This is a genomic window from Corallococcus sp. CA053C (genome assembly GCF_003611675.1).
Lineage (GTDB): Bacteria > Myxococcota > Myxococcia > Myxococcales > Myxococcaceae > Corallococcus.
This window is the reverse complement of sequence record NZ_RAWA01000502.1, coordinates 1-6262: the sequence shown is the minus strand read 5'-3', so window position 1 is coordinate 6262 and position 6262 is coordinate 1. Positions and strand designations below refer to the sequence as shown.

At 72.7% G+C, this 6262-nt stretch carries 4 protein-coding genes; all 4 read right to left on the bottom strand.

Features of this window, described 5'->3' with window-relative positions; translation table 11 throughout:
- Nucleotides 1–543: 543 nt before the first annotated feature.
- The 4 genes from D7V97_RS38445 to D7V97_RS38430 all read right to left on the bottom strand — a co-directional run bounded on the left by D7V97_RS38445 (nt 544) and on the right by D7V97_RS38430 (nt 6231).
- Nucleotides 544–972: a hypothetical protein gene (locus D7V97_RS38445; RefSeq protein ID WP_120615560.1), complete on the bottom strand. Its 429-nt coding sequence runs from the start codon at nt 970–972 to the stop codon at nt 544–546.
- A gap of 63 nt (nt 973–1035) precedes the next feature.
- Nucleotides 1036–1677: a hypothetical protein gene (locus D7V97_RS38440; RefSeq protein ID WP_120615559.1), complete on the bottom strand. Its 642-nt coding sequence runs from the start codon at nt 1675–1677 to the stop codon at nt 1036–1038.
- A 106-nt stretch (nt 1678–1783) separates the two neighbouring features.
- Entirely contained in the window at nt 1784–4984 is a 3201-nt protein-coding gene (locus tag D7V97_RS38435; protein WP_120615558.1) for an AAA family ATPase, read from the bottom strand.
- The gene (locus tag D7V97_RS38430; protein WP_120615557.1) at nt 4981–6231 is read right to left on the bottom strand and encodes a DNA repair exonuclease; all 1251 of its coding nucleotides are present in this window, start codon (nt 6229–6231) and stop codon (nt 4981–4983) included. The genes D7V97_RS38435 and D7V97_RS38430 overlap by 4 nt, the downstream gene beginning before the upstream one ends.
- Nucleotides 6232–6262 lie beyond the last annotated feature (31 nt).

Genomic DNA, 6262 nt, shown 5'->3' with positions numbered 1-6262 from the left:
GGCCTGGAGGGGGTGGCGTCGTCCCCGGACGGGGCGGTGGACGCCCTCCACCAGAAGGCCCCGGCTCCGACGAGGAGCAAGAGCAGGACCCCTCCGATGATCATCGCCGACGGCTTCCGCATGGCGCCCCTCCAGGGTGGGCGACTGTAGCAGCAGGGCTGACGTGGACCGGAATGAGGGGGGGCCGGACGAAAAAAGACGGCGTCGAACCAAGGATTTCCGGGGTCGACGTATTTGAAGCTGAGGTGGGAGTGACGGTGGCAGAGCCGTCGTCGCTCAAGGGCTCCAGACGCAGAGCGAATGGGGCAGAGGGGGAAGGGTTCTGGGGGTTGATCTTCCAGGACTCCTCAAGGTTTTCGATGGTCGTCGTCTTGAAGGAATAGCAGTGCGGAAGCGGAGCTTTGGGGGCCGCATCCGTTGAGGGGGACCCCTCGGGGGAGGGGTTGAGAGTCACTGGGAGCGCGTCGAGGGGGCGCGCTCCCAGTGTTTTTTTCAAGGGTCGGCCTGGATCCGCGCGGGGGGCGCCGGGTCGGCCGGCCCGCTTTATTTCTGGATGGAGAGGATGACCCACTGCCGCGTGTCCACGGCATAGACGGTGGGCACGTCCGAGATGGCAGGGCCGGCGAGGTCACGGCACGCCATGGGACTGATGGAGAAGCGGACGAACACCACCCCGTCTTTTCCGGGAACGCCGGTGACGTCATACGCCTCCCGCTTGTTGACGCAGACCTCCGCGGGGCTGGCGTTCCCGGGGGGCTTGGAGCCCAGCGGTAGGAAGTCCTCCATCGCGAGGGCGACCGACGCCGCCATCGTTCCGGACAGGACTTGTTGTCCTTCCTCGGGAAGCACGATGGGGAACGCGAAGCGCTCCGCCTGCTCTGGAGGCGCATGAACGGGGCGTACCGGGGGCCGGAAGAGGGCGCAGGCGTTGAGCAGCAGGAGCGGGAGCAGCCTCCACGGTCGGGTTCCCATGATGGTTTCGGTGCCGCCTTTCAGGGGGAGTATCGCTGGCCCTGGACTTTCGTGGACCCGAGCTCAGGAGTCATCCTCGACGGCGGTGATGCGACCCGCTGCCTTGTCCTCGGGAAGGATGCGCCCCACCAGCTTCCAGTGTTGTCCCTGGCGCTCGTAGACCTCGCCAGCCCTGTGGTCGTCATCCGCATGGGGGATCAGCTTCTGGAGATGGCAGGTCGTGTCGAACTGGATCCGGATGATCCACCACTGGTTGCCCCTGAGCAGGTCCTTCTGGGAGAGCGGTGACGGCGCCCAGGGATGGCTGTGGAAATCCGCGATGGGATGGGCCCGGCCCCGCTCATCCAGCACGCGGCGAGGAACAATGCAGGACTTCCGCCGGGAAGGGCCCACCAACTCGAGCTGTCCCAGGGACGAGGTCCTGCTCGCGTAGTACAGCCCATCTCCGAGGGAGTAGATGAGGCCGCAATACTCCTGTCCGTAGTCGCGCTCTCGTGCTCTGGGAAGCGTCATGACCGCGGGGCAGAGCTGGTCGATGACTTCATCAATGTCGCGCGACGGCGTGATGGCGTCCCACGGACCTCGGACCCAGACCCGGTCACCGGTTTCTTCAAAGCCGTAGTCCCTCGCCACAAGCGGCGCGTCAGGTCCTCCAGCACAGCCCAGGAGGGACAGGATGAGGGCTGCGACACGTCGTGCGCGCACGGGACTCTCCGGGCTGCCCAGCACCGCGAGCAGGAATCCGGAGCCTGTCAGATGCTCCTGACACGCATGCCGCAGGCCCCTGGGTCGGCCGGCCCGCTTTTTTCGCTCAGCCGCCAGCGATGACGCGCAGCGGCTGGGTGCCTTCGCGCGCTGGTCTCGTGGCGCCGGGCAACTCCAGCACCTGGGCGCCTTCGGCTTCGAAATGCGCTCGCAGCCAGGGGTGGCAGGTGAAGGCGATGACCTGGTGGTGCTCGGCCAGGCGCGCGAACTGGCGGACCGCGCCGCGGGCCCGCTCTGGATCGAAGTTCACCAGCACGTCGTCCGCGATGAGCGGCAGCGCGCCGCGCGTCTCCCCGAAGTCGCGGATGACGGCCAGCCGGAACGCCAGGAAGAGCTGCTCGCGCGTGCCCCGGGACAACTGCTCCGCGCTCCAGTCCCTCGCTCCGTCACTCACCCGCAGCTCCCTCGCGTCCCCCGCCGGGATGAAGACGCGGCGGTAGCGCCCCGCCGTCAGCTCCGAGAACAGCTCGCTCGCCAGTTGGATGACGCGCGGCTGCTGCTCCTCCTCGAAGCGCCTGCGCGCCCGCCCCAGCAGCGCCAGCGTCAGCCGGTCCGCCGCGTAGCGCGTGGCCAGCTCCGCCGCCTTCGCCCGCAGCGTCTCCTCCTGGATGCGCAGCCGCGACACCCGGTCGTCGCTCTCCCACTGCGACAGCTGCGTCTTCAGGCTGCCCTGCTCCGTGAGCACCGCCTTCAGCCGCTCGCCCTCCGCGCGGTAGCGCTCGCGCGACGTGGCCAGCCGCTCCTTCAGCCCCGCTTCGCCCCCGGCCGCGTGCACCTCCGCGCGCGCCACGTCCTCCTCCAGGCCCGTGAGCGCCTGCACCCGCTGGCCGTGCTCGCGCACCCGGACGCTCAGCTCCGTGTACCGGCGCGCCTGCACCGCGCGGCGGCGGAACGTGGCCTCGTCCTGGCAGCCCCCTTCCGCGAGCAGGGCCTCCAACGTCTGGTCCTCGTCCAGCACCAGCTGCTCCAGCCGCGCCTTCTCCGCCAGCAGCTCCCCGCGCTGACCCTCCAGGTGCCGTTGATCCGCCGCCCGCGAGCGGACCTCCTCCAGCGCCACCGACACCCGCGCGGCCACCGTCTCCGCCGGCCCCGGGGCCAGCCCCGCCGCCCGGGCCTCCGCCAACAGCCGCCCCGTCGTCGCGCCGCACGCGGCCTCCGCCACGGTGAACTCCTCCTCGTCCGTGCGCAGGTCCAACAGCCGCTGCCGCAAGGCCGCGGCGTCGCGCCACAGCGTCAGCGCCGACGCCGCGGAGATGCCCTCCGGAAACCTGCGCGCCACCAGGAACGCCGCCCACTCCGCGCGCAGCGCCTCCGCGCGCTGCTCCGCCCGCAGCCGCGCCTCCTCCATGCGCTGCTCCTCGCGCACCGCCACGTCCCACGCCGTGCGCTGCGTGTCCTCCTCGCGCAGCAGCAGTTCGCGCCGCTCGGCCTGCGTCAGCAGCTCCGCGAGCAGCGCTTCGTGCGTGGCCAGGTCCGACGTCGAGGCGCCCGGGGACAGCCCCGCTGCTCCGGACGCGTGCAGCAGCTCCCGCTGGAGCATCTCCTCGCGCGCGGACATCGTCGCCTGCACCGCGCGGAAGCGCTCCTCCTCCTGCTGACGCCAGCGGTGCCGCGCCGCCTGCGCCTCCAGGCTGGCGTGCCGCGCCGTCTCCACGCGGTGGCGCACGAGCAGCAACAACGCCACGAGCAGCGCCCCACCCACCGCGCACAGCACGCCCACCGACACGCCCGCGAGCACCCCCGCGAGCACCGCGAAGCCCAGCGCCACGCCCCCCGCCGTCACCACCCACGACAGCGGCAGCAGCGAGTACAGCGGCACCGCGTCCGTGGGCGCCCGCACGCCGTCCATCTGCCGGCGCTGCTCCAGGCGCTGCTCGGCCAGCCGCTCCAGGTCTCCGCGCACGCCGCGCATCCGCGCCACCGCGGCCTGCCGCTGACGCACCTGCGCGGGCCGCTCCTCGGGCAGCGACTCCACGTCCGTCTGGAGCCGCGCCAGCGTCGTCTCCAACCGCGTCCGCTCCTCGCGGGCCCGCGCGCGCGCCGTCTCCAGGTCCGCCTGCACGCAGTCCGCCGTGTCCAGCCGGCCCGCGAGCGACTCCAGCTCCCCGCGCGCCCTGGCCCCCAGGTCCAGCGCGAGCAGCCCGCCCGCGTCCACCGCGAGCCCCAGCTCCCCTAGCGCCTGCTCCAGCTGCCGCCGCCGCGAGACGAGCGACGCCCGCCGCGCCGGCAGCGCGCGAAGCTGCTCCGAATGGCCCGCGAAGGTGGCCAGCGCCGCGCGCAGGGGCTCGGCACGCTCACGCACCGCCCAGGGCGCGGCGTGCCGCTCCCGCGCTTCTTCCAACGGCGTCAGCCGCTCGTGCAGCTGCGCCTGCTGGGCGCGGTACGCCTTGCGCCGCTGGAGCACGTCCTCCAGCCGCGTCTCCCCGCCCGCGGGGAAGGACTCCAGCAGGGGCAGCGCGGACAGCTCCGCGCGGTCGCGGGCGAGCACCGCCAGGTCCCCCAGCGCGGACTCCAGCCGGGCCAGCCGATCCAACGCGCGCGCGGCCTCCTTCTGCCCCACCTCCAGCGCCTGGCCCTCCGCGATGCAGCCGTCCAGCCGGTCGCGCGTGGAGAAGTAGAGCGCGGGCCGGTCCCCCGCTTCGCGCAGCGCCTGCTGCACGTCCTCCAGCTCCTTCAGCACCCTGTTCAACTCGGGCTTCTGCCCGCGCGGCGCGTACAGCGCTTCGGCGTCCTTGCGCAGCCGCTCCACCGCGTCGGGCAGCCGCCGCGCGCCCTGCATGCCCGCCGCGAAGAGGGCCTCGGACACGCCGCGCTGCTGCGCCAGCCGCTGGAAGGAGGACAGCTCGTCCAGCCGGAAGGCGAACACCTCGTAGAACAGCTCGCGCGGCACGTCCGCCAGCACCTGGGCGAGCAGCGTCTCCGGCAGCTGCTGTCCCTCGGGCGTCCGCACCGTGAGCGTGCCCTCCGACGCGCGCTTGCCCACGCGGCGGCGCACCACCAGCGGGCCCGCCGCCGTGTCCAGCCACAGCTCGCCGCCGAAGAGGGCGCCCTCGGGCTCATAGCGCTCCGGCTGGCCGCGCTTCTCGAAACCGAACAGCACGCCGCGCAGGAAGGCCAGGAGCGTGCTCTTGCCCGCCTCGTTGGGCCCGTACAGCAGCGTGAGCCCCGGGCCCGGTGCCCCCGAGTAACCCGAGAAGTGGCCGAAGCCGTCCACCTGGAAGCGGTTGATGCGCAGCCCCGGCTTCATGACGTCTCCTCGTGGAGTTGCTCCACGCCGCGCTGTCCCGCCTGCGTCACCAGCTCCGGGCGCGGCGCCTCCAACGCGTCCACGCCCAGCCGCTTGAGCCGCTGCCCCAGCGTCGTCAGCTCCTCGTCGTCCCACAGCGCCGCGAGCGCCGCGTCGTCGTGGGAGAGCGCCTGCGCCTCGTCCAGCAGCGTGCCCAGGAAGCCGCCCCCGGAGCGCACCGCCTCCAGGTCCACCTCCGGCCGGCTGCCGTCCCGCAGCGACTCCAGCAACACCGGCGGGTGCGCGCGGGCCAGCCGCTCGCGCAGGTCCGCCTCCAACTGCGCGCGGGCGCCCGGCCGCGACAGCTCCCGGTGCAGCGGGCCGCGTCCCGCCAGCGTGAGGCGCACCGCATGCCCGTCGAAGTCCTCCGCGCAGCGCGCCTCCACCACCTCCGTGGCCACCGCCTGGAGCGCGTCCAGCGAACCCACCCCGGACAGTGGCACGTCCAGCCGGTGCCAGCGCACCCGGTCCACCGCCACGAAGCGCCTGCGCGCGACGCCGTCCTCCACGTCCACCACCACGCAGCCGCGCTCGCCCGTCTCGTGGATGTGCCGACCCTGCGGGTTGCCCGGGTACACCGCCACGCCGCCACCCGGCAGCAGGTGCTCCGCGCGCGTGTGCACGTGCCCCAGGGCCCAGTAGTCCAGCCCTCCCGCCGTCAGGTCCGCCGCGGTGCAGGGGGCGTAGTTGGCGTGCCCCGCGTCGCCGCCCAGGTTCGCGTGCAGCAGGCCCACGCTGAAGTGCGTGCCGGTGCGGCGGAAGCGCGCGGACAGGTTCTCGCGCACCTCCACGTCCGGATAGGACACGCCCTGCACGTGGCACAGGCGCCGGCCCTCGCGCCGCACCTCCACGTCCTCCCAGTCCGGACCGAACACCTTCACCGACGCGGGCAGCCCCAGCGTCCCGGTGTCCCCGCTCAACGGATCATGGTTGCCGTGGACGATGAAGGTCTGGATGCCCGCCCGGTCCAGCCGCGTCAGCTCCGTGAGCAGCGCCAGGCGCGCGCGCACGGACCGGTCCTTCACGTCGAACAGGTCCCCGGCGAGCAGCAGGAACGTCACCTTCTCCCGAAGGCACACGTCCACGATGCGCGTGAGGGCATGGAAGGTCGACTGCTGGAAACGCTCCAGGAGGGGGCCGTGCGTGGCCACCCCCCGGAATGGCGTGTCCAGATGCAGATCCGCGGCGTGGACGAAGGAGAAGCGCATCGTGCGGGCACCGTACCCGAGACTCCCCGCC

Coding starts and splice junctions, on each gene's coding strand:
- D7V97_RS38445 (WP_120615560.1), bottom strand. CDS start 972: ATGGGAACCCGACCGTGGAGGCTGCTCCCGCTCCTGCTGCTCAACGCC.
- D7V97_RS38435 (WP_120615558.1), bottom strand. CDS start 4,984: ATGAAGCCGGGGCTGCGCATCAACCGCTTCCAGGTGGACGGCTTCGGC.
- D7V97_RS38430 (WP_120615557.1), bottom strand. CDS start 6,231: ATGCGCTTCTCCTTCGTCCACGCCGCGGATCTGCATCTGGACACGCCA.